Here is a 20,882-nt window from a genome sequence, read left to right as displayed (position 1 = left end):
GGGCCGGCCGGGCGCCGGGGGGAGGACGGCAGGGATGACGGACGGCGGCAGAACCGGGCCCGGACCGGGCGCGGTCGGCGCGGCGGTGGCGGCGGGCGGCATGTCCGTCGAACTGCCGCTCTGGCGGGCCATCTCCTTCTTCCGGGTGCTGGCGCTCTGTTACGCGCTGCTCCGGTACTTCGACTCCTACCTGCAGTTCGTGCACCCGGTCGCCGGCTGGATCTACCTCGGCGCGCTGACCCTCTGGACGCTCGCCTCCACCCGGGCCTTCTCCGGCCCGCACCGCTGCACCTGGTACGTGCTCGCCACCGACCTCCTCCTCGCCGTCACCGGCATCGTGATGAGCGGTCTGGTCGACGCGCCGTCGCGGATCAGCCACGGCGCGCCGACCCTGCCCACCATCTGGGCGGCCGGCACCGTGCTCGGCTTCGCCGGGCGGGGCGGCTGGCGCTGGGCGGCGGCGGCCGGCTCGGTGATCGGGGTGGCCAACATCCTCGGCCACGGCGGCCCGACCGGGGACAACATCCACAACATCGTGCTGCTGATGCTGGCCGGCTGCGCGATCGGCTACGTCATGGAGCTCGCCCGGGCCAGTGAGGCGACGCTCACCCGGGCCCTCCAGGTCGAGGCGGCCACCCGGGAGCGCGAGCGGCTCTCCCGGGACATCCACGACGGCGTGCTGCAGGTGCTCGCGCTGGTCCAGCGCCGGGGCGCCGAGGCCCCGTCCGGCGGCGCGCCCGCCGGTTCGTCCGCCGGTTCGTCCGCCGGCGCGGACCTCGCCGAGCTGGGCCGGCTGGCCGGTGAGCAGGAGCGCGCGCTGCGCGCGCTGATGAGCGGCGGCCCGCTGCCCGCCCCGCGCGAGGCGCGGCGCCCGGAGCAGCCGCAGGACCTGCGCACCCTGCTCGCCCCGCACGCGGACGAGCGGGTCACCCTGTCCGCCCCCGGCACCCCGGTGCTGCTGCCGGCCCCGGCCGCCGGCGAGCTGGCGGCGGCCGTCGGCGCCGCGGTGGACAACGTCCGCCGGCACGCCGGGCCCGCGGCGCGCGCCTGGATCCTGGTGGAGGACGAGCCGCAGGCCGTCACCGTCTCGATCCGCGACGACGGGCCGGGCTTCGCGCCCGGGCGGCTCGGCGAGGCGGAGCGGGCCGGCCGGCTCGGCGTCTCCCAGTCGATCCGCGGCCGGCTGCGGGACCTCGGCGGCACGGCCGAGCTGTACTCGGCGCCCGGCGAGGGCGTCGAGGTGGAGCTGAGGGTCCCGCGCGCCGGCTCCGACGCCCCGGCCGGCCTGCTGTGAGAACCTCCGAGCCGACACCTCCCGCGAAAGGGGCCCGAGCATGACCACCCAGCAGCCGACCGACCAGCAGGCGCCCGCCGGGCGGCCGGTGCGGGTCATGGTGGTGGACGACCACCCGATGTGGCGCGACGCGGTCTCCCGGGACCTCGCCGAGGCGGGGCTGGACGTGGTGGCCACGGCCGGTGACGGCGAGGAGGCCGTCCGCCGGGCCCGTGCCTGCGCCCCGCAGGTCGTGGTGCTCGACCTCAACCTGCCCGGCCTGTCCGGCGCCGAGGTGTGCCGCCAGGTGGTCGCGCACGACCCGACGGTGCGCGTCCTGGTGCTCTCCGCGAGCGGTGAGCACCAGGACGTGCTGGAGGCGGTGAAGTCCGGCGCGACCGGCTACCTGGTCAAGTCGGCCGGGCGCGAGGAGCTGCTGGACGCGGTGCGCCGCACCGCCGTCGGCGACGCGGTGTTCACCCCGGGCCTGGCCGGCCTGGTGCTCGGCGAGTTCCGCCGGCTGGCCGCCGAGCCGCCCGCCCCGGCCGCGCCGGTCGTCCCGCAGCTGACCGCCCGGGAGACCGAGGTGCTGCGGATGGTCGCCAAGGGCCTGTCGTACAAGCAGATCGCCGACCGGCTGGTGCTCTCGCACCGCACGGTGCAGAACCACGTCCAGAACACCCTGGGCAAGCTCCAGCTGCACAACCGGGTCGAACTGGTCCGCTACGCCATCGAGCAGGGGCTGGACGACGAGATCTGACGGCCGGCCGGGCGGGGCGCACGTTCGGCGCCCCGCCCGGGTGCACCGGCGCAGCGGATCAGCGGTTCAGCGGGCGGCGGCCACCGCGCCGCGCAGCAGCCCGGCGACGATCTCCACGCCCTCCCGGGTGAGCACCGACTCCGGGTGGAACTGCAGCCCGGCGAAGCCCGGCCCGCGCAGCGCGTGCACGTCCCCGGTCAGCGGGTCGCGGGCCACCTCGACGCCCTCGGCGGCCAGCCGGGCGGCGTCGGCCTCCGTGCAGCGGGCGGTGAAGGTGTTGTAGAAGCCGACCGTGCGCCGCGTCCCGAACAGGTCGATGCTCTCCTGCGCGCCCTGGTACGGCACCGCCTTGCGGGCCAGCGGCAGGCCGAGCGCGGCGGACAGCAGCTGGTGGCTGAGGCAGACGGCGAGCAGCGGGGCGGTGCGCCGGCCGTCGCGGACGGCGGCCAGCGCGTCGGCGACGATCGGGCGCAGCACGGCCATCTTGGGGTCGTCCCCGGCGGCCGGGTCGCCCGGGCCGGGGCCGAGCACCAGCGGGCCGGGGTGGGCGGCGACCCGCTCGCGCAGGCCGGGCTCGTCGTAGCGGACCACGGTGACCCGGTGGCCGAGCGAGGTCAGCAGGTGGGCGAGCATCGCGGTGAAGGTGTCCTCGCCGTCGACGACCAGGGTCTCCAGCGCCTCGGTGGGCCGGGCCGGCTGCTGCATCCGCAGCCAGAACGGGGCGAGGCCGGCCCGCCGGGCGTCCAGCGCCGCCTGGACGCGGTGGTCGTCGGCCAGCCGCAGGCCGCCGGGGCCGGTCGGGCGGGCGGGGGCCGGTCGGGCGCCGATCGCGGTGAGCACCCCGGCGGCCTTGGCGTGCGTCTCGGCGACCTCGGAGAGCGGGTCGGAGTGGCGCACCAGGGTGGCGCCGACCCGGACGGCGAGCCGGCCGGTGGCGGCGTCGATGTCGGCGGTGCGGATGCAGATCGGCGAGTCGAGCAGTTGGCCGCCGCTGGCCGAGCGGCCGATCAGGGCGAGCGCGCCGGAGTAGTAGCCGCGGCCGCCGCGCTCGTAGCGCTTGATCACCCGGGTGGCGTTCTGCACCGGGCTGCCGGTGACGGTGGCGGCGAACATCGTCTCCTTGAGCACCTCGCGGACGTCCAGCGAGGTGCGGCCGCGCAGCTCGTACTCGGTGTGCGCGAGGTGGGACATCTCCTTGAGCCGCGGGCCGAGCACCTGGCCGCCGAGGTCGCCGACGGTGCACATCATCTTGAGCTCCTCGTCGACCACCATGGTCAGCTCCTCCAGCTCCTTGGGGTCCTGGAGGAAGGCGAGCAGCGAGTCGAGGCCGGCGCCGGCGGCGGGATAGCGGTAGGTGCCGGAGATCGGGTTCATCACGACCGTCCCGCCGCTCTGGCGGACGTGCACCTCGGGGGAGGCCCCGACGAGCACGCGCTCGCCGGTGTGCACCAGGAAGGTCCAGTAGGCACCGCGCTCCTGCTCCAGCAGCCGGCGGAACAGGGTCAGCGCGAGCGCGGGGGAGAAGTTCTCCATCGTCGCGGTGAAGTCGCGGCGGATCACGAAGTTGGCGCCCTCGCCGCGGCCGATCTCCTCCTCGATCACCCGGCGCACGATCGCGGCGTACGCGTCGTCGTCGATGTCGAAGCCGCCGTCGCTCAGCGCGACCGGCAGCTGCGGGAGCGCGGCGGTGACCTCGGCGAGCGGCAGGGCGTACTGCTCGGTGACGGCGAGGGCCTGGAGCGGGGTGGCGTCGTCGTGCGCCTCGAAGCCGCGTTCGCGGATCTGCCGGTAGGGGACGAGCGCGAGCAGGTCGTGCACGGGGCCGTCGGCGGGGACGCCGTGGCGGACCGGAAGGTCGGCCAGCCGCTCGTGGCTGTCGACGGTGCCGAGCAGGACCTCGACGGTGTCCGGGGCGGTGCGCGGGGTGCGGCGGTGCAGCAGGGCGAAGGCCGGTGCGTCGGCGGCGGTGAGGCGGGCGAGCAGGTCGGCGGCGCTGGTCACGGTGGCGGTGGTCCTTCCGGGTGGCTTGCGGCGGGTGGGGTTCCGCTCCCGGGAGGGCTGTCGGCCGGCTGGAGAACGCCGACGGCCGCCCCGAGGGGCGGCCGGTCGTCTGCGTCTAGGAACGCGCGGGCTGTGGGCCACCCAGGGGGTCGGCCCACCACCAGGAGAAGGTGCGCGGCGTGTTCACGGGCCCGAGCCTAGCGGATCCCCGGCCGGGCGTGAGGCCCGTCACTCGAATGTCCGCCAGGTGTCTCACCCCTCGGGCGGTGGTCACAAATCGGTTGTCGCACCCCGTAGCCTTGAGCGCGTGACCGTGACGAATCTCCACCCCTGGCAGTCCCTGCCCGCGGCGCAGCAGCCTGAATGGCCGGACCAAGAGGCTCTGCGCAAGACCCTTGCCGAGCTCGCCTCGTATCCGCCGCTCGTCTTCGCAGGCGAGTGCGACCAGCTGCGCGCCCGGCTCGGTGCCGTGGCCCGTGGTGAGGCGTTCCTGCTGCAGGGCGGTGACTGCGCCGAGGCCTTCGACGGTGTCTCGGCGGAGCACATCCGCAACAAGCTCAAGACCCTGCTGCAGATGGCGGCCGTGCTGACGTACGCGGCCTCGGTGCCGGTCGTCAAGGTCGGCCGCATCGCCGGCCAGTACTCCAAGCCGCGCTCCAAGTCGACCGAGACCCGCGACGGGGTGACCCTGCCGGTCTACCGGGGCGACTCGGTGAACGGCTTCGAGTTCACCCCCGAGTCCCGGATCCCGGACCCGGAGCGGCTGAAGCGGATGTACAACGCGTCCGCCGCGACGCTCAACCTGGTGCGCGCCTTCACCACCGGTGGTTACGCCGACCTGCGCCAGGTGCACGCCTGGAACCAGGACTTCGTGCGCAACTCGCCGGCCGGCCAGCGCTACGAGCAGCTCGCCCGCGAGATCGACAACGCGCTGGCGTTCATGAACGCCTGTGGCGTGGCGCCGGAGGAGTTCAGGACGGTCGAGTTCTACTCGTCCCACGAGGCGCTGATCCTGGACTACGAGACCGCGCTGACCCGCGTGGACTCGCGCACCGGCGAGCTGTACGACGTCTCCGGCCACATGGTGTGGATCGGCGAGCGCACCCGCCAGCTGGACCACGCGCACATCGAGTTCGCCTCGAAGGTCCGCAACCCGATCGGCGTGAAGCTCGGCCCGACCACCTCGGTCGACGAGGCGCTGACCCTGATCGAGAAGCTGGACCCGGAGCGCGAGCCCGGTCGGCTCACCTTCATCACCCGGATGGGCGCGGGCAAGGTCCGCGAGCACCTGCCCACCCTGGTGGAGAAGGTCACCGCCTCCGGTGCGCAGCCGGTCTGGATCTGCGACCCGATGCACGGCAACACCTTCGAGGCGTCCAGCGGCCACAAGACCCGCCGCTTCGACGACGTGCTCGACGAGGTCAAGGGCTTCTTCGAGGTGCACCGCGCGCTCGGCACCCACCCGGGCGGCATCCACGTCGAGCTGACCGGCGACGACGTCACCGAGTGCGTCGGCGGCGGCGACGAGGTGCTGGTCGACGACCTGCACCAGCGCTACGAGACGGCCTGCGACCCGCGGCTCAACCGCAGCCAGTCGCTGGACCTGGCGTTCCTGGTCGCCGAGATGTACCGCGGCCAGTGAGTGGCGCCTTCGGGCGCTCCGAGTGTGACAGAAGCCTCTCCGGTCCGGGGGTCTCCCGGGCCGGAGAGGCTTTTGCGTACCCGGTCGGCCGGGTAAGGTGAGGCTTACTGAACTAAGGCTTGCCTTAGTCAAGATCCACTCCGCTTCACCGCTTCACCCCCGGGAGAGACCGCGATGTACGTGTGCATGTGTCATGCGGTCACCGAGGACCAGGTGAAGCAGGCGATCGACGGCGGTGCCAACACCCCGCGCCAGATCGCCAAGGGCTGCAAGGCCGGGACCGACTGCGGCTCCTGCGTGCGGCGGATCCAGGCCCTGCTCGGCGAGCACGGCGCCCGGCCCTGCCCGACCGCCCGGCTCGCCGCCAGGCTGGGCCTGGCCGATCCGGCGGCCGAGACCGCCGGGGGCGGTGCGGCCCCGGCCCCGGTGTCGGCGCCGCTGCGCGCCGCCTGACCGGCGCGCCGGCTCAGGACTCCGGCTGCTCGATCAGCTGGGCGATGTAGAGCGCCTCCCCGAGCTTCTCCACCAGGGCGAGCTGGGTGTCGAGGTAGTCGATGTGCTTCTCCTCGTCCTCCAGGATCGACTCGAAGATGTTGGCCGAGGTGACGTCGTTCTTGGCCCGCATCACCACGATCCCGCGCTTGAGCCGGTCGATCGCCTCGACCTCGACCTGCCGGTCGGCCTCGAACATCTCCTTGACCGTCTGGCCGATCCGGACGTGGAAGAGCCGCTGGTAGTTGGGCAGCCCGTCCAGGAAGAGGATCCGGTCGGTGAGCACCTCGGCGTGCTTCATCTCGTCGAAGGACTCGTGCCGGGTGTACTTCGCGAGCTTCGTCCAGCCGAAGTTCTCCTGCATCTTGGCATGCAGGAAGTACTGGTTGATTGCGGTCAGCTCGGCGGTGAGCTGCTCGTTGAGGAACTCGATGACCTCTGCGTCACCCTTCATGGCGGTGCCTTCCTGCTGTGCGTGCGGGATCGCGGCCGTATACCCTCCGGCTCCGGCTGCAGGCATCCTGGCACCGCAATGGGAAGAAATTCCAGTAAGTTCACACTCACTAGGACATGTGTCGGAATATCCGATTTGCCCCGCACCCGGGAAAGCCCCCGCTCCGACGTTGGCCCGTACGAGCGGGGCGGGCGATGCGGTGAAGGGGCGCACACCTGGCGTCGCGCGCCGTCTGTCACCATGGATCCATGGGTCAGTCCGAACAAGAACCGTCACCGCCGTCTGACCCCAGGCTCCCGCCGGGCCAGCGCGTCCAGCGCGGCTGGCCCGCTCTGCACTACGGCCCGGTACCCCGCTTCAAGCCGCTGACCTGGGACCTCCAGGTGTTCGGCGCGACCGCCTCGGCGGAGAAGCGCAGCTGGGACTTCGCGGGCTTCAGCGCCCTGCCGCGCACCACCGTCCGGGCCGACCTGCACTGCGTCACCCGCTTCTCGGTGCTCGACGGCGAGTGGACCGGGGTGGCCGCCGCACTCCTGCTCGACCTGGCGCCGCCGGACACCGGCGTCACCCACGTCATGGTCTGGGCCGAGTACGGCTACAGCGCCAACCTGCGGCTGGCGGACTTCGCCGCGCCCGACACGCTGCTCGCCACCCACCGCGACGGCGAGGCGCTCACCGCCGAGCACGGCTTCCCGGTCCGGCTGGTCGTGCCGCGGCTGTACGCCTGGAAGGGCCCCAAATGGGTCCGGGCGATCGAGTACATGCGGGCCGACCGGCGCGGCTTCTGGGAGGAGCGCGGCTACCACAACCGGGCCGACCCGTGGCGCGAACAGCGCTACTCCCACCAGGAGGAGCCGGGCGACGGCCCGCTGCGCTGATCCTCCCCGGCCGCCCCGCCCGTCCTACAGGAACGGGAAGTTGACCGTGACCACGGTGCGCTGCGGACGGCGCTCGCCGGCCGCGGGGGACTGGCCGGTCACCTTGCCGGTGCCGAACAGGTTGACCCCGCTGCTCTGCATGGCGAACCCGGCCGCCTGGAGCGCCTTCTCGGCGGCCTCCTTGGACATCCCGGTGACGTCCGGGACCGGCACCATGCCCTTGCTGACCACCAGCGCGACCGGCGTGTTCTCCGGCACCTGCTGCCCGGCCGCCGGCGCACTGCTGATCACCGAGCCCTCCGGGACGGTGTCGTCGTAGGTCTCGGTCACCGTGCCGGCCGTCAGCTGCGCGCCGGTCAGGGCCGAGGCGGCCTGCGCGGACGGGCGGCCGACCACGTCGGGGACGGCGATCCGCTTGGGCCCGCGCGAGACGGTGAGGGTGACGGCGTCGCTCTTCCTGGTCCGGGTGCCCACTCCGGGGTCGGCCGCCATCACCTGGCCGACCGGGACGGACTCGCTGTACACCTCAAAGACCCGCCCGTGCATGCCGGCGGCGTCCAGGATCCGGTCCGCCTCGCTCCGGTCCTTGCCGAGCACGCCCGGCACCGTGCCGTACACCGCGCCGGAGATCGTGTACGTCGCCCCGCCGACCAGCAGGACCAGGGTGGCGAGGACGGCCGTCCAGATCAGCGGCCCGCGCGGCAGCCGGCGGGCGGCGGAGCGGGCGCGCCGGGCGCGCGGCGGACGCGGGGCGCGCTCCGGCGGCGGCTCGTCGTACGGGCGCGGCTCGGTGAGCAGCTGGTCCATGAGCTCCGGCGGCACGTCCAGCACGCTGGTGCGCTCGACCGGCGGCGCGGACCGCAGCACCGGGGTGAGCACCGAGGTCGCCTCGCCGGTCGGGTACTGCGGGCCGGGCCGGGTGGAGGCGGGCGGTTCGGCGTCCAGCTGGGCCGGGGTGAGCCCGCGGCGGACCCGCTGGAGCGCGGCGAGCAGCTCGACCGCGTCGTGCGGGCGGTTCGCGCGGTCCCGGGCGCAGGCGCCCGCCACTATGGCGTCCAGCCCGGGCGCCACGCCGGGGACGGTGGCGGACGGCGCCGGGACGTCCTCGTGCAGGTGGCGGTACATCACCTGGACGGGGTTCTCGCCGGTGTGCGGACGGGAGCCGGTGAGCATCTCGTACAGCAGGATGCCGGCCGCGTAGACGTCCACCCGCTGGTCGGTCTCGGCGCCCGGGCGGATCTGTTCGGGCGCGAGGTAGGAGACGGTGCCGAGCACGGTGCCGGCGGTCGCGGTGGTGGAGGTGGTGGCGCCGTCAGCGGCGTTCAGCACCCGGACCAGGCCGAAGTCGGCGACCTTGACCAGGCCGTCCTCGGTGATCAGCACGTTCTCGGGCTTGACGTCGCGGTGCACCAGGCCGGCCCGGTGGGCGGCGCCGAGGGCGGCGAGCACCGGTTCCAGGATGTCCAGGGCGGCCCGGATGGAGAGCGCGCCGCGGTCGCTGAGCAGGTCGCGCAGGGTTCCGCCGGGTACGTACTCCATGGCGAGGAAGACGTGCCCGCCGTCGGCGCCCTGGTCGAAGACGTTGACGACGTTGGGGTGGGCGAGCCGGGCGACGGCCTTGGCCTCGCGGATGAAGCGGGTGGTGAACGCGGTGTCGCCGGCCAGCGAGGGGTGCATCACCTTGAGCGCCACGACCCGGTCGAGCCGGGTGTCGGTGCCCCGGTAGACGGTGGACATCCCGCCGGTGGCGATCCGCCGCTCGACCCGGTACCGGCCGTCGAGCAGGGTACCGATCAGGGGGTCGCGCAGTGCCATGTCCACCCGGCGAGTCTAGGGCGTGGGGGTCTGCGGCCCCGGGGAGGCACCGCTCCCGGGGCCGCTCTGTGCCCGGTTTGTGACACCAAGCGGATGATCGGACCGGTTATCCGGAATGCCCCGGCCCCGCCCCGGCCCCGCCCCGGCCCCGCCCCGGCCCCGCCCCGGGCCCGTCCCGGGCCGCAGGGCGCCGGACCGGAGCGCCCGGAGGCGAGCGGGCGAGGATTCAGAAGGCCGGGTGCTCGCGGGTGTCCAGGTCGGCGCGGCCGGCCATCGCGGAGGAGGCCTCGGCGTGGAACCGGCGCGGGATCCGGCCCGCCCGGTGGGCCAGCCGGCCCGCCTCGGCGGCGTGCCGCATCGCGTCGGCCATCAGCACCGGGTCCTGGGCGCGGGTGACGGCGGAGGCCAGCATCACCGCGGCGCAGCCCAGCTCCATCGCCAGCGCGACGTCCGAGGCGGTCCCGGCGCCGGCGTCCAGGATCACCGGGACGCCCGCGCCCTCCACGATCAGCTGGAAGTTGTGCGGGTTGCGGATGCCGAGGCCGGAGCCGATCGGCGAGCCCAGCGGCATGATCGCCGCGCAGCCGACGTCCTCCAGCTTGCGGGCCAGCACCGGGTCGTCGTTGGTGTACGGCAGCACGGTGAAGCCGTCGTCGACCAGGGTCTCGGCGGCGTCCAGCAGCTCGATCGGGTCCGGCAGGAGGGTCCGCTCGTCGGCGATCACCTCCAGCTTCACCCAGTGCGTGCCGAGCGCCTCGCGGGCCAGCCGGGCGGTCAGCACGGCCTCGCCCGCGGTGAAGCAGCCGGCCGTGTTGGGCAGCACCCGGATGCCGTTGCGGGTCAGCACGTCGATCACCGAGCCCTGGGTGGTGGCGTTCACCCGGCGCATCGCCACGGTGGTCAGCTCGGTGCCGGAGACCCGGAGCGCCTGCTCCAGGACCTCCAGGCTGGGGGCGCCGCCGGTGCCCATGATCAGCCGGGAGGAGAAGGACGTCCCGGCGATGGTGAGAAGGTCGTCGGCCATCGGTCAGCCTCCCTGGACGGCGGTGAGGATCTCGATCCGGTCGCCCGCCGACAGCGGCGTGCGCGGCCACTCGGCGCGCGGCACCACGGCCTCGTTCAGGGCGGCGGCGACGCCGGAGTGCGCCTGGCTGAGGGTGGCGACCACCTCGGCGAGGGTGGTCGAGGCGGGCACCTCGCGGGGCTCGCCGTTGACGCTCAGGGGGATGTCGCTCGTGCGGGGGCTCATGCCGGGACCTTCGTGAATCGGGTGGGGGAGAACGGGCGGGCGAGCTCCGGCAGGGTGCCGGTGGCCAGGTAGTCGGCCACCAGGTCGCCGGTGACGGGCGTCAGCAGGACGCCGTTGCGGTAGTGGCCGGTGGCGGCGACCAGGCCGGGCAGCGCGGTCGGGCCGAGCAGCGGCGCGTTGTCCGGCGAGCCGGGGCGCAGCCCGGCGCCGGTCTCCACCAGCGGCAGCTCGGTGATGCCGGGGACCAGCTCGTGCGCGTCGCGCAGCAGCTCGTACACCCCGCCGGCGGTGACCGTGGTGTCGTAGCCCTGCTCCTCGGTGGTCGCGCCGACCACCAGCTCGCCGTTCTCGCGCGGCACCAGGTAGAGGTGGCCGCCGCGGACGACGGCGCGCACGTTGCGGGAGAGGAACGGCCGGTACGCCTCGGGCACGCTCAGCCGCAGGACCTGGCCCTTGACCGGGCGGATCGCGGGCAGCACGCCCGGGGGCAGGCCGGGCAGCAGGTGGCTGCGCGAGCCGGCCGCGAGCACCACCCGCTCGGCGGTGACGCGCTCGCCGGTGGCCAGCCGGACGCCGGTCGCCCGGTCGTGCTCGACCAGCAACTCGGCGGCCTCGCCGCGGCGCAGCACCGCGCCCGCCCGTTCGCAGGCGTGCACCAGGGCCGCGGCCAGCCGGCGGCCGTCCACCTGGTGGTCGTCGGTGACGTGCAGGCCGCCGCGCACGCCCGGGGCGAGCATCGGCTCCAGCCGGCGGGCCTCGCGGCCGGTGAGCCACTGCGAGTCCAGGCCGAGGCGCTGGTGGAAGGCGTGCAGCTCGCGCAGTTCCGCGCGGTCGTCGGCGTCGAGGGCGACGGCGATCGTGCCGCACTGCCGGTAGCCGGTGTCGTGGCCGCCGCTCGCCTCGGTGAGCTCGGCGGCGAAGGCCGCGTAGCGCTCGTTGGAGGCCATCCCGAGGCGGAGCAGCGGCTCCTCGCCGTACTGGAGTTCGGTGACCGGGGCGAGCATGCCCGCCGCCACCTGGGCGGCGCCGCCGCCGTGCCGCGGGTCGACCACGACGACGTGCAGTCCGCGCTGGGCCGCCCGCCAGGCGACGGCGAGTCCGATGATCCCACCGCCGACGACCAGCACATCGGCGGGGGCGCCCGATGCCGAGCGTGTCAAAGCTGCTCTCCCTTCGCCGGTATGACCCGGATCAGGTTCGGACGGTCGCAGGCCGTGCAAGCCCGCCTCTCAGCCCGGTCCGCCGGGCTCCCGTGATGGTGCCCCCACCTTAACTCCGGGCGGTGCGCCCCCTGAAGGCGCCCGGACAGGGGCGGCCCAGGTCCAGGGACCCGGGACCGGGCTCAGTACAGTGACGGGCGTGGCTGAGCTGAACGGAACGGGACAGGCGGATCGGGTGGTCGTGGTCGGCGCCGGGCTGGCCGGGGCGCAGTGCGCCGCGGTGCTGCGGCGCGACGGCTGGCAGGGGCGGATCACGCTGGTCGGCGAGGAGCCGCACGCGCCGTACGACCGGCCGCCGCTCTCCAAGGACGTCCTGCTCGGCAAGGCCGACAGCACCGCCCTCGACCTCGACTTCGCCGGACTCGGCGTCGAGCTGCTCACCGGCCGCCGCGCCACCGGCCTCACCCCCGGCGGCCCCGGCGGCGCGGGCCTGCTGCACACCGACGCCGGGGACGAGCCGTACGACGCGCTGGTGATCGCCACCGGCGCCGAGCCGCGCGCCCTGCCCGGCGCGGAGCGCGCCCACCTGCTGCACACCCTGGACGACGCGCTGGCGCTGCGCGCCCTGCTCCGCCCCGGCCTGCGCCTGGTGTTGGTCGGCGCGGGCTGGATCGGCGCCGAGGTGGCCACCGCCGCCCGGGCGGCCGGCTGCGAGGTGACCGTCGTCGAGGCCGGCCCGGCACCCGTCCCCGGCGCGCTGCCCGCCGAGGTCGGCCGGGCGATGGCCGCCTGGTACGCCGACGCGGGCGTGGACCTGCGCTGCGGCACCGGCGTCGCCGCCGTCGAGCCGGGCGCGGTGCTGCTCGCCGACGGCTCGCACCTGCCCGCCGACGAGGTGGTGGTCGGCATCGGCGCCCGCCCGGCCACCGGCTGGCTGGCCGGCACCGGGGTCGCCCTGGACGCGGCCGGCGCCGTCCTGGTCGACGAGCGGCTGCGCACCACCGTGCCGGGTGTCCTGGCGGCCGGCGACTGCGTCAGCTACCCCTCGGCGCGCTCCGGCGCCCGGCTGACCGTCCAGCACTGGGACCACGCGCTGCAGTCCGGCGCGGCGGTGGCCGGCACCCTGCTCGGCACGGACGCGCCGCCGTACGACCCGGTGCAGTACTTCTGGTCCGAGCAGTTCGGGCGGATGGCGCAGTACGCCGGGCGGCACGGTGCGGGCGACGAACTGCTGTGGCGCGGCGCGCCGGGCGACGCCGACTGGTCGGTGCTCTGGCTGCGTGACGGCGCCCTGCGCGCGCTGCTCGCGGTCGACCGGCCGCGCGACCTGACCCAGGGCCGGCGGCTGATCGAGCGCGGCGCCGTGCTGGACGCGGCCCGCGCCGCCGACCCGGCCGTCCCGCTGAAGTCGGCGCTCGCCGGGTAGCCGCGAAAGGGCCGGTTGGTGCGCGGCGGCCCGCGGAGGTGGCAGTCTGGTGCTTGTGAGTGAGATCGAAGCCAAGATTGAAGCCCTGGTTCCCGCGTGGCTGTACCTCCCCGACATCTCCGAGAAGTGGGGCCTGGTCGTCACCGAGGTCCGCAACATGGTCAAGAAGGGTGACCTGATCGCCGTCCGCCGCGGTCCCAACAGGTCGCTGCAGGTCCCGGCGGCGTTCATCGACGAGACCGGCCCGGTGAAGCACCTGATCGGCACGGTGACGGTGCTGCGCGACAGCGGGTTCAGCGACGACGAGATCCTGGTGTGGATGTTCACCGAGGACCCGTCGCTGCCCGGTACCCCGATGCAGGCGCTCTGCGAGAACCGGGCCACCGAGGTCAAGCGGCGCGCCCAGGCGATGGCGTGGTGACGGACCCGTCCGCGACCGACCGCCGGGCCCGGCTCGCCGACGGGCGGCTGTACCTGTGCACCGACGCCCGGCGCGAGCGCGGCGACCTCGCCGAGTTCCTGGACGCCGCGCTGGCCGGCGGCGTGGACATCGTCCAGCTCCGGGACAAGGGCCTGGAGGCCCGCCAGGAGCTGGCGGCGCTGGAGGTCTTCGCGGACGCCTGCCGCCGGCACGGCAAGCTGCTCGCCGTCAACGACCGCGCCGACGTCGCCCACGCCGCTCGGCCGGACGTGCTGCACCTCGGGCAGGACGACCTGCCGGTGCCCGCCGCCCGGGCGATCCTCGGCGAGGACGTGCTGATCGGGCGGTCCTGCCACGCCGAGTCCGAGGTGGACGCGGCCGCCGCCGAGCCCGGCGTCGACTACTTCTGCACCGGTCCGGTCTGGCCGACCCCGACCAAGCCGGGCCGCCCCGCGCCGGGCCTCGGCCTGGTCGAGTACGCGGCGAAGCCGGGGACCGGGCGGCCGTGGTTCGCCATCGGCGGCATCGACCTCGGCAACTTGGACGAGGTGCTGGCCGCCGGCGCCCGCCGGGTCGTGGTGGTCCGGGCCATCACGGCCGCGGACGACCCGGGGGCCGCGGCCGCCGAGTTCGCCCGCCGGCTGCGCGCGCTCTGACCGGACGGGGCCGCCGCCGTCCGCCCCGCGCGCGTCCCCGTGCGCGGGTCAGTACTTGCGGACGGTGGCGGCCTCGGCCAGCGCCAGCAGCGTCGCGCGGGCCTGCGGGTCCGCCAGCGGCGCCTCCTCCAGCGCGGCCAGGGCCTGGCGCAGCAGCTCGTCGATCCGCTGCTCCACCCGCTCCGGCGCGCCGCTGCGGGCCACCAGCTCGCGCAGTCCGGCGACCTCCCCGGCGGTCAGGTCCGGCGCGCCCAGCCGCTCGTCCAGCTGCCGTGCCTCGGCGGCCGGCAGGCCCCGCATGGCGTGCGCGACCAGCAGCGTCCGCTTGCCCTCGCGCAGGTCGTCGCCGGCCGGCTTGCCGGTGACCGCCGGGTCGCCGAACACGCCGAGCAGGTCGTCCCGCAGCTGGAACGCCTCGCCCAGCGGCAGGCCGAACGCCCCGTACGCCTCCACCAGCCGGGGCGGGGCGCCCGCCAGCAGCGCGCCGACCTGGAGCGGCCGCTCGATCGTGTACTTGGCCGACTTGTAGTGCAGGACGGTCTGCGCGCGCTCCAGCGCGCCCTCGTCGGTGGAGTCCCCGGCGACCGGCTCCAGCACGTCCAGGTACTGGCCGACCATGACCTCGGTGCGCATCAGGTCGAACATCGGCTTGGCGGCCAGCACCGCCGCCGGGTCCAGGCCGGAGTTCAGGAACAGCTCGTCGCACCAGATCAGCAGCAGGTCGCCGAGCAGCACCGCCGCCGAGGCGCCGTACTGCTCGCGGTCGCCGCGCCAGCCGCGCGCGCGGTGCATCGCCTCGAAGCGGCGGTGCACGGAGGGCAGGCCGCGGCGGGTGTCGCTGCGGTCCATGAGGTCGTCGTGGACGAGCGCGCTGGCCTGCAGCAGCTCCAGGGCCGCCGCCGCCCGGGTGATCCCCTCGCCGGCCGCCGGGCCGCCGGCGCCGCGCCAGCCCCAGTAGCAGAACGCCGGGCGCAGCCGCTTGCCGCCGTCCAGCAGGAAGTCGCGCAGCGCCTCGGTGACCGGCTCCAGCTGCGGGGAGACCTTGCCGAGCAGGGCCGTCTGGCCGTCCATGAAGCCGACGAGGGCGGCGTTGACGCGCTCGCGCACGTCCTCCACGTCAATCGGGTTGGCCGGCCGGTGGCTGGACGAGGTCACGATGGGGCTCCGGAGGTAGCTGGGGTGCGCAGCAAGCGTATCCGGGGCGGAGGGGAACAGCCGTACGCACGACCCCCGGCCGGTCGCGTCGGCCGCTGTTCGCGCGGACGCCGCCCCCGGCCCCGGCGCCGTCCACCCGGAGTCCACCGTTCGTCCATCCGGCGTCTCACAGGCTGGGACCGAGTTGTCCGCGCCCTTCCGCCGACGGCTAACCTGCCATCATGGCACTCGGCATCGCTTCGACCAGACCGGACCGCGCGCAGACGGTCCGCGACCTCCTGGCGGCCGGAAAGCGGTCCTTCTCCTTCGAGTTCATGCCGCCACGCAGCGAGGCCGGTGAGCAGAAGCTCTGGGACGCCATCCGGCGGCTCGAACCGCTCGACCCCAACTTCGTCTGCATGACGTACGGCGCCGGAGGCTCCTCGCGCGAGCGCACGGTGAACATGGTCGGCCGGATCGCCACCGAGACCACGCTCACCCCGGTGGCCCACCTGACCGCCGTCGACCACTCGATCGCCGAGCTGCGCAACATCATCGGCCAGTACGCCGACCAGGGCGTGCGCAACGTCCTCGCGGTGCGCGGCGACCCGCCCGGCGACCCGCTGGGCGAGTGGATCAGTCACCCGCAGGGCGTCACCTACGCGTACGAGCTGGTCGAGCTGATCAAGGGCATCGGCGACTTCTGCGTCGGCGTGGCGGCCTCGCCCAACATGCACCCGCGCTCGACCGACTGGGACGACGACATCCGGCACTTCGTGGCGAAGATCCGCTCCGGGGCCGACTACGCCATCACCCAGATGTTCTTCGAGGTCGACGACTACCTGCGGCTGCGCGACCGGGTGGTGGCCGCCGGCTGCGAGACGCCGATCATCCCGGAGATCATGCCGGTCACCAACGCCAAGCAGCTGGACCGGTTCCCGAAGCTGAGCGGCTCGGCCTTCCCGCCGGACCTGGAGGCCAGGCTGCGCGCGGTGATCGACGACCCGGCGGCGCTGCGCGCGATCGGCATGGAGCACGCCACCGCGATGTCCGAGCGGCTGCTGGCGGAGGGCGCCCCCGGGCTGCACTTCATCACGCTGAACCACTCGACGGCGACCCTGGAGATCTACCAGAACCTCGGTCTGCACCGGCGCTGAGCAGCGGCGCGCGCGTTCCTGTGGCGGTCGGGAACGCGATGCGGTACCCCGGACGTTGAACCGGTACAGTCGCCGCACACGCGCGGCGGGCGCGGGCACGCGACTGGAGGTAGCGGGCGGGATGGGCATCGGATACCTGCTGCTGTACGGCGCGTTGGCGGTGGTGGCGCTCTGGCTGGTCGCCGAGCTGCTGTTCCAGAACCGGGCCCCGCTGCACTGGCGCGGCCTCGCGCTGGCCGGCTTCCTCGCGGTGGCCGGCGGGATGGCGATCGGCTCCGTCCCGGTGATCGGCGCGGGCGCCGCGATGTTCGCGGTCGGCCAGACCTTCGTGACGCTCTCGGTCAAGCGCGGCTACGCGGCCGGGTGGTCGCTGCGCGCGGCGGACGGGAGCCTGCCCGGGCCGCTCGCCAAGGTGCCGCTGCTCGGTGCGCTCACCGGCGGTGGCGCGGCGGTGGCCGCCGCGGCGGTCGCGGTGAAGCAGGTCGGCGAGGTCGGCGCCGTCGAGGAGGCCCCGGCCGTGGCGCCGGCGGCGGAGGAGACGGCCGTCGAGCAGACCGCCGCGTTCGAGATGCAGGAGCTGGCCGCCGACGGCGTGTACGCGTCGGCGTACTACGAGCAGCAGCAGACCGAGCTGCTCCAGGCGGTCCCGCAGCAGGACGCCTACACCGAGGCCTACCAGGCCGGCTACGACCACCCGGCGCAGCAGCAGCAGCAGCAGTACGGCTATGACCAGCAGCAGTGGCAGCCCGCCCAGCAGCAGCCGGCCTTCGGCTACGACCAGGGCTACGGCGGCTACCCCCAGCAGGAGCCGTACGGCACCTACCAGCAGCAGCCCGACCCGTACGCCGGCTACCAGCAACAGCAGCAGCAGTACGGCTACGACCAGCAGCAGCAGTGGCAGCCGGCCGAGCAGCAGCCCGACCAGCCCATCACCGGCATCCCCCAGCAGCCCCAACAGCCCCACTACGACCAGTACGGCTACCAGCAGCAGCACCCCACCTGGCAGCAGCAGCCCTGACCCGGGCGCCCGGGCACAAACGAGCAGTCGGCCCACCACAGAGGCATCTCCGCGCGTAGATCGCGGGTCCGCGCACGCGAAAAGTCGGCCGGCCCGACTTCCCACTCCGCCCACGCCTCGCGGCATTGCGCCCGCAGCCGCATCTCCGCGCGTAGACGCCGAGCTGCGCGCGCCAAAAGTCGGCCCGCCCGACTTCCTGCTCCCGCGCACACCTCCCTCAGCTCCGCATTCCGCAGCTCCGCCCCGGGCGTACCCGTAGGGGATTGCTGCGCGCATGGTGCGGGTCCGCGCACGCGAAAAGTCGGCCGAGCCGACTTCCTGCTCCGCGCGCGCCCCTCGCGGCTCCGCTCTCGGGCGCATCCGCGGAGGTGTCCGTGCGCATGGGGGTGCGGGCGCGAGAAGTTGGCCGGGCTCTCCTGCGGCTCTGCCCCCTGCGCACCCTTGGGGAGTAGCTACGCGCGTAGATGCGGGGCTGCGTGCGCGGAAGGTCGGCCGGCCCGACTTTCCACTCCGGGTATGCCTCGCGGGTCCGTGCTCATGGCGGTATCTATGCGTGTAGATGTCGGGCTGTGTGCGCAGGAAGTCGGCCCGTCCGACTTCCTGCTCCGCGCACGCCCCTTGCGGGCTCCACCCTCGGGCGCATTCGCGGAGGCGTCCGCGTGCGTGAGGGTGCGGGCGCGAGAAGTCGGCCGGGCCGACTTCCTGCCCCGAATCTATGCGCGTAGATTGCAGGGAGGGGTGTGTGCCGGGAGTCGGCGGGGCCGACTTTCTGCTTCGGGGTGGGGTCAGGCGGGGCCGATGAGGTTGGCGACGATGCAGGCGGACATGCCGACGCGGGCGAGGCCGCCGCCGGGGTGGGCGGCGCCGCCGGTGAGGTAGAGGCCGGGGTGGTCCTCGTTGGGGGCCTGGAGGAGGTCGCCGTCGAGGCCGGCCAGGGCCGGGGGCGGGACGGAGCCGAAGAAGGAGCCGGTCTCGCGTTCGGTGTGCTCGGGGGTGCGGACCACGCGCCAGAGCATCCGCTCGCGCAGGTTCAGGCCGGCCGCCTCGACGTGGTCGAGCATCCGGTCGGCGAAGGCGTCCGCGACGCCGGGCGTGCCCCAGTCGAGGTCCAGGGACGGGGTGGTCGCGGTCAGCACCACGGCTTCGTGCCCCTCCGGGTGCAGTGACGGGTCGTCCGGCCGCAGCACCTGCACGGTCGGCCGGTCGGTCAGGGGCGCGCCGGGGTCGAAGACGCCCGCCAGCTCGGCGGCCGGGTCGCCGGCGTGCACCACCGTGCGGTGCGCCGTGCCCTCCGGGCGGGCGCCGCGCAGCGCGAGGAGCACGCTCACCCGCCCCGGTACGCCGTGCAGCCGGTCGGCGGCGGCGGGCCACTCGTCCGAGCTCTCGGCCGCGCTCATCCACTGGGTGTGCAGCACCCGGGCGTCGATCGAGGAGACCACCACGTCGGCGTCGATCCGGTCGCCCTTGGTCTGCACCCCGCACACCCGCCCGTCGCGGACGATCACCTTGGCGACCGGCGTCCCGAAGCGGAACTCCACCTTGCGCTGCTCGCAGCGGCGGTACACCGCGTCGGCCAGCGCGCGCAGGCCGCCCTTGACGTACCAGACGCCGAAGGACTGCTCCATGTACGGCAGCACGGTGGCCCCGGCGGGGGCGGTGCGCGGGTCGAGGCCGAACCGCAGCGCGTGCTCGTGCAGCAGGGCGGTCAGTCCCGGGTGCCCGCCGAGCTGTTCGGCGGCGACGTCGGCGAGCGTCCACTGGCGCGGGCCCCGCCGCCGGCCGAACAGGCCGCGCCGGGGCGCGGCGGGCACGGGGTACGGGTCGGTGTGCAGCGGCGTCGGGTCGGCGGGCAGCGGCTCCTCCAGCAGGGGGCGGCGGGTGGCCTCCCAGACCGTGCGGCCGTGGTTGAGCACCCCGGCCCACCGCTCGCCCGCGCCCGGGCCGAAGGCCTGGTCGAGGGCCTGGACCACGCCGCCCCGGGAGGCGTTGGGCAGCGAGACGGCCGTCCCGTCGGGGAACAGGTGCCGGCTCTCCGGGTCGACCGGGCCCAGCTCGACCAGCTGTTCCAGCGGCTCGCGCCCGGTCTTCAGCGCGAGGTCGCGGTAGACGGCGGGCAGGGTGAGCAGTCCGGGACCGGTGTCGAAGGCGAAGCCGTCGCGCTCGTAGCGGCCGACCATGCCGCCGTGGGTGCCGCGTGCCTCGCAGACCGTCACCTTGTGCCCGAGGGTCGCCAGCCGGGATGCCGCCGCGAGCCCGCTCATACCTGCGCCGATGATGACGATCCGTGCCATGGCTCCGATCCTAGGTCCGCGGGACGGATCCCCCGGACACCGGCTGCCCGGCGGCAGACCCGGCCGCAGCCCCGGCGGCCCGGGCGGCCCGGCGTTCGCGCCGCCGGGCGCGGAAGGCGCGGATCCGGTTGATCGCGAACCACACCAGCAGGATGCCGATCAGCAGCAGGACGGCGGCGATCGAGGCGGCCAGCCACGGGTGGAAGATCGCCAGCGTGACCAGCCCGGCCACCGAGACGTCCTCGGCCAGCGAGACCGCGATGTTGCTGGCCGGCTCGGGCGAGGTGTTGACCGCCATCCGCAGCGAGGCCTTCACCAGATGGCTGACCAGCGCCGTCGTGCCGCCCATCGCGCCCGCCGCGACCTCGCCCAGCGAACCGGGGTCGGTGGAGGCGATCAGCGCGCCGACGGTGGCACCCGCGACCGGCCGGATCACCGTGTGGACGACGTCCCAGACGCTGTCCACGTACGGGATCTTGTCGGCCACCGCCTCCAGCAGGAACAGCGCGGCGGCCACGAGCAGCACATCGGTGCGCTCCAGGGCCGGCGGCACCGAGTCGGCCCCGGCGAACCGGCCCAGCAGGCCGAGCAGCAGCACCACCGCGTAGGCGTTGATCCCGCTCGCCAGTCCGCTGGTGAAGATCAGCGGGACGATCGTCATCCGTTTCCCCGTCCGTTCCTGCTCGCGGTCCCCGCCGGAGTCGGCCCGGCTCGCCGTACCGTACCGGGACCGACGCCGGTGACGGGGCCGCCGGTTCCCGACCGCGTCGTTGGGACCGTCTGAGTACGGATACTCAGATCACCGATTGAGTATCTGCGCGGATGGCCTCCGACCTGCGAAGACGCCAAAGTGGTGGCACCGGGACGGCGGCGCGTCGGGCGCCCCGTCCCAAAGGAGCGGACGGCCGGCGCGAGCGCACGGGCCCGTCCGCACCGGAGCCGGCCGCAGGTCGCGCACCGCCGGCACGGGGCGGCGGTGCGGGTCACGGGGGAGCCGGCGCCCGGGGGGACCGGGGAGTTCCGAAGCGCCGTCCGTGGGGGGACGGCGCTTCGGC

Annotated in this window: 19 protein-coding genes and 1 riboswitch; of the genes, 10 read left to right on the top strand and 9 right to left on the bottom strand. The window is 74.6% G+C overall.

The genetic code is table 11. The annotated features are described in order from the left end of the window. Nucleotides 1–34: 34 nt before the first annotated feature. Together macS and ACFCLZ_RS11420 are read left to right on the top strand one after the other, a co-directional pair. Nucleotides 35–1,294, top strand: coding sequence for a MacS family sensor histidine kinase (gene macS / locus ACFCLZ_RS11425; RefSeq protein WP_380284770.1), 1,260 nt, complete (start codon nt 35–37; stop codon nt 1,292–1,294). Between the two features lie 40 nt (nt 1,295–1,334). Further along, nucleotides 1,335–2,033, top strand: coding sequence for a response regulator (locus ACFCLZ_RS11420; protein WP_380284769.1), 699 nt, complete (start codon nt 1,335–1,337; stop codon nt 2,031–2,033). A gap of 66 nt (nt 2,034–2,099) precedes the next feature. Here the strand turns inward: ACFCLZ_RS11420 and ACFCLZ_RS11415 are convergent, their stop codons facing one another. Further along, nucleotides 2,100–4,034: an anthranilate synthase family protein gene (locus tag ACFCLZ_RS11415; RefSeq protein WP_380284768.1), complete on the bottom strand. Its 1,935-nt coding sequence runs from the start codon at nt 4,032–4,034 to the stop codon at nt 2,100–2,102. 307 nt (nt 4,035–4,341) lie between these two features. On the opposite strand from ACFCLZ_RS11415, the gene ACFCLZ_RS11410 reads away from it, so the two are divergent. Next, nucleotides 4,342–5,676 carry a class II 3-deoxy-7-phosphoheptulonate synthase gene (locus tag ACFCLZ_RS11410; RefSeq protein WP_380284767.1) on the top strand — a complete coding sequence of 445 codons (1,335 nt, stop codon included), beginning with the start codon at nt 4,342–4,344 and terminating at the stop codon, nt 5,674–5,676. A gap of 174 nt (nt 5,677–5,850) precedes the next feature. Next, nucleotides 5,851–6,129, top strand: coding sequence for a bacterioferritin-associated ferredoxin (locus ACFCLZ_RS11405; RefSeq protein WP_380284766.1), 279 nt, complete (start codon nt 5,851–5,853; stop codon nt 6,127–6,129). Nucleotides 6,130–6,142: 13 nt separating this feature from the next. Here ACFCLZ_RS11405 and bfr read toward each other — a convergent pair whose 3' ends face one another. Next, complete coding sequence (bfr, locus tag ACFCLZ_RS11400) at nt 6,143–6,622, bottom strand: bacterioferritin (RefSeq protein ID WP_380284765.1); 480 nt, start codon at nt 6,620–6,622, stop codon at nt 6,143–6,145. Between the two features lie 248 nt (nt 6,623–6,870). Here bfr and ACFCLZ_RS11395 point away from each other — a divergent pair, with 248 nt between their 5' ends. Continuing rightward, nucleotides 6,871–7,500: a molybdopterin-dependent oxidoreductase gene (locus ACFCLZ_RS11395; RefSeq protein WP_380284764.1), complete on the top strand. Its 630-nt coding sequence runs from the start codon at nt 6,871–6,873 to the stop codon at nt 7,498–7,500. Between the two features lie 24 nt (nt 7,501–7,524). Here ACFCLZ_RS11395 and pknB read toward each other — a convergent pair whose 3' ends face one another. From pknB to thiO, 4 genes are all read right to left on the bottom strand, one after another. Next, on the bottom strand, nt 7,525–9,315 hold the full coding sequence (pknB, locus tag ACFCLZ_RS11390; protein WP_380286141.1) for a Stk1 family PASTA domain-containing Ser/Thr kinase: 1,791 nt from the start codon (nt 9,313–9,315) through the stop codon (nt 7,525–7,527). Between the two features lie 226 nt (nt 9,316–9,541). After that, nucleotides 9,542–10,339, bottom strand: a complete 798-nt coding sequence (locus ACFCLZ_RS11385; protein WP_380284763.1) for a thiazole synthase — start codon at nt 10,337–10,339, stop codon at nt 9,542–9,544. A gap of 3 nt (nt 10,340–10,342) precedes the next feature. Continuing rightward, nucleotides 10,343–10,564, bottom strand: coding sequence for a sulfur carrier protein ThiS (thiS, locus tag ACFCLZ_RS11380; RefSeq protein ID WP_380284762.1), 222 nt, complete (start codon nt 10,562–10,564; stop codon nt 10,343–10,345). Next, nucleotides 10,561–11,724, bottom strand: a complete 1,164-nt coding sequence (thiO, locus tag ACFCLZ_RS11375) for a glycine oxidase ThiO (protein ID WP_380284761.1) — start codon at nt 11,722–11,724, stop codon at nt 10,561–10,563. Before thiO ends, thiS begins: the two co-directional genes overlap by 4 nt. Further along, nucleotides 11,716–11,828: riboswitch (TPP riboswitch) on the bottom strand. It overlaps the preceding gene by 9 nt. Nucleotides 11,829–11,923: 95 nt before the next feature. On the opposite strand from thiO, the gene ACFCLZ_RS11370 reads away from it, so the two are divergent. From ACFCLZ_RS11370 to thiE, 3 genes are read left to right on the top strand one after another with little or no spacing between them, the layout of a single operon-like run. Then, on the top strand, nt 11,924–13,150 hold the full coding sequence (locus ACFCLZ_RS11370) for an NAD(P)/FAD-dependent oxidoreductase (RefSeq protein WP_380284760.1): 1,227 nt from the start codon (nt 11,924–11,926) through the stop codon (nt 13,148–13,150). Between the two features lie 55 nt (nt 13,151–13,205). Then, entirely contained in the window at nt 13,206–13,571 is a 366-nt protein-coding gene (locus ACFCLZ_RS11365; RefSeq protein ID WP_380284759.1) for an Rv2175c family DNA-binding protein, read from the top strand. Further along, the gene (thiE, locus tag ACFCLZ_RS11360) at nt 13,568–14,227 is read left to right on the top strand and encodes a thiamine phosphate synthase (protein WP_380284758.1); all 660 of its coding nucleotides are present in this window, start codon (nt 13,568–13,570) and stop codon (nt 14,225–14,227) included. Before ACFCLZ_RS11365 ends, thiE begins: the two co-directional genes overlap by 4 nt. 48 nt (nt 14,228–14,275) lie before the next feature. Here thiE and ACFCLZ_RS11355 read toward each other — a convergent pair whose 3' ends face one another. Then, nucleotides 14,276–15,382 carry a polyprenyl synthetase family protein gene (locus ACFCLZ_RS11355; protein WP_380284757.1) on the bottom strand — a complete coding sequence of 369 codons (1,107 nt, stop codon included), beginning with the start codon at nt 15,380–15,382 and terminating at the stop codon, nt 14,276–14,278. Between the two features lie 221 nt (nt 15,383–15,603). Here ACFCLZ_RS11355 and metF point away from each other — a divergent pair, with 221 nt between their 5' ends. Together metF and ACFCLZ_RS11345 are read left to right on the top strand one after the other, a co-directional pair. Further along, nucleotides 15,604–16,518, top strand: coding sequence for a methylenetetrahydrofolate reductase [NAD(P)H] (gene metF / locus ACFCLZ_RS11350; protein ID WP_380284756.1), 915 nt, complete (start codon nt 15,604–15,606; stop codon nt 16,516–16,518). 121 nt (nt 16,519–16,639) lie between these two features. After that, on the top strand, nt 16,640–17,536 hold the full coding sequence (locus ACFCLZ_RS11345; protein ID WP_380284755.1) for a hypothetical protein: 897 nt from the start codon (nt 16,640–16,642) through the stop codon (nt 17,534–17,536). A gap of 785 nt (nt 17,537–18,321) precedes the next feature. Here ACFCLZ_RS11345 and ACFCLZ_RS11340 read toward each other — a convergent pair. Then, nucleotides 18,322–19,827: a phytoene desaturase family protein gene (locus ACFCLZ_RS11340; protein ID WP_380284754.1), complete on the bottom strand. Its 1,506-nt coding sequence runs from the start codon at nt 19,825–19,827 to the stop codon at nt 18,322–18,324. A 10-nt stretch (nt 19,828–19,837) separates the two neighbouring features. Beyond that, nucleotides 19,838–20,488: a DUF4126 domain-containing protein gene (locus ACFCLZ_RS11335; protein WP_380284753.1), complete on the bottom strand. Its 651-nt coding sequence runs from the start codon at nt 20,486–20,488 to the stop codon at nt 19,838–19,840. Nucleotides 20,489–20,882: the final 394 nt, after the last annotated feature.

Source organism: Kitasatospora purpeofusca, assembly GCF_042691725.1.
GTDB classification, from domain to species: Bacteria; Actinomycetota; Actinomycetes; order Streptomycetales; family Streptomycetaceae; genus Kitasatospora; species Kitasatospora purpeofusca_B.
Note: the sequence above shows the minus strand (reverse complement) of the source record. Positions and strands in the feature narration are given on the sequence as shown.

Bases quoted from the DNA above. Each gene is read 5' to 3' on its own strand.
- ACFCLZ_RS11340 (WP_380284754.1), bottom strand. From the start codon at position 19,827: ATGGCACGGATCGTCATCATCGGCGCAGGTATGAGCGGGCTCGCGGCG.
- macS (WP_380284770.1), top strand. From the start codon at position 35: ATGACGGACGGCGGCAGAACCGGGCCCGGACCGGGCGCGGTCGGCGCG.
- ACFCLZ_RS11420 (WP_380284769.1), top strand. From the start codon at position 1,335: ATGACCACCCAGCAGCCGACCGACCAGCAGGCGCCCGCCGGGCGGCCG.
- ACFCLZ_RS11345 (WP_380284755.1), top strand. From the start codon at position 16,640: ATGGGCATCGGATACCTGCTGCTGTACGGCGCGTTGGCGGTGGTGGCG.
- bfr (WP_380284765.1), bottom strand. From the start codon at position 6,622: ATGAAGGGTGACGCAGAGGTCATCGAGTTCCTCAACGAGCAGCTCACC.
- ACFCLZ_RS11395 (WP_380284764.1), top strand. From the start codon at position 6,871: ATGGGTCAGTCCGAACAAGAACCGTCACCGCCGTCTGACCCCAGGCTC.
- metF (WP_380284756.1), top strand. From the start codon at position 15,604: ATGGCACTCGGCATCGCTTCGACCAGACCGGACCGCGCGCAGACGGTC.
- ACFCLZ_RS11335 (WP_380284753.1), bottom strand. From the start codon at position 20,488: ATGACGATCGTCCCGCTGATCTTCACCAGCGGACTGGCGAGCGGGATC.
- thiS (WP_380284762.1), bottom strand. From the start codon at position 10,564: ATGAGCCCCCGCACGAGCGACATCCCCCTGAGCGTCAACGGCGAGCCC.
- pknB (WP_380286141.1), bottom strand. From the start codon at position 9,315: ATGGCACTGCGCGACCCCCTGATCGGTACCCTGCTCGACGGCCGGTAC.
- ACFCLZ_RS11405 (WP_380284766.1), top strand. From the start codon at position 5,851: ATGTACGTGTGCATGTGTCATGCGGTCACCGAGGACCAGGTGAAGCAG.
- ACFCLZ_RS11385 (WP_380284763.1), bottom strand. From the start codon at position 10,339: ATGGCCGACGACCTTCTCACCATCGCCGGGACGTCCTTCTCCTCCCGG.